1 protein-coding gene is annotated in these 898 nt (G+C 39.6%); it reads left to right on the forward strand.

The features are described 5' to 3' along the window. On the forward strand, positions 1 to 573 hold a 573-nt coding region (locus R7P74_RS25395; RefSeq protein WP_318123411.1), incomplete at its 5' end, for a helix-hairpin-helix domain-containing protein. Positions 574 to 898: the final 325 nt, after the last annotated feature.

An 898-nucleotide genomic window follows, 5' to 3' on the forward strand; every position in this document is an offset into this window, starting at 1 on the left:
GGCGTATTAACCGTATTTGAGCGCATGGGGCCAAAATCTGCTCAAAACATTGTTAATGCATTAGAAAAATCGAAGTTAACAACCTTGTCACGTTTCTTATACTCGCTAGGTATTCGAGAAGTGGGCGAGGCAACGGCAGCAAACCTAGCTCAACACTTTAAATCACTGGAAGCGATTCAAGCTGCAACGGAAGAACAACTTATTGCTGTTCAAGATATTGGTGTGGTAGTTGCGAAGCACATTACGACTTTCTTTGAAGAAGAGAAAAACCAAGCTGTTGTTCAAGATCTCCTTGTGCAAGGTATCCACTGGCCAGAAGTTAGTGCACCTGAGCAAGGCGCAGAACTGCCACTAGAAGGTAAAACTGTCGTGCTAACGGGTACACTATCTCAACTTGGACGAACTGAAGCAAAAGAGGCGTTGCAATCTTTGGGTGCAAAAGTCACTGGCAGTGTTTCCAAGAAAACCGATATTTTATTTGCTGGTGAAAATGCAGGTTCTAAGCTCGCTAAGGCGCAAGAATTGGGTATCGAGATAAAAACTGAGCAAGACTTGCTTGAATTGATAAATTAAGCACTATCAAAAAAGATAAAAAATAACTAAAAGCCCCACAGGCAAAGCTTGTGGGGCTTTTTCTTTACGCATATTAAGTGTGTTTGTATGTCTTGGTTTTGTGTTTTCTGCGTTTCAGTGATCAGGATCTCCCCTTCGAATATCCGAATCTATTTGTATTCAAGTCTGCGATGCACTTCATGTTGAATGTTTGCGTGGTGATTTAAGTGTTTGAATTTAAATGTATATATTCAATGTTGCGCTGTTGGTGTTAAAAATAAGATCTGGATCAATAAGTTATATGGAACTTTGGAGTGGCTCATATTTTTTTAGAAAAAAAATAAGT

This window comes from Vibrio sp. 2033, assembly GCF_033339735.1.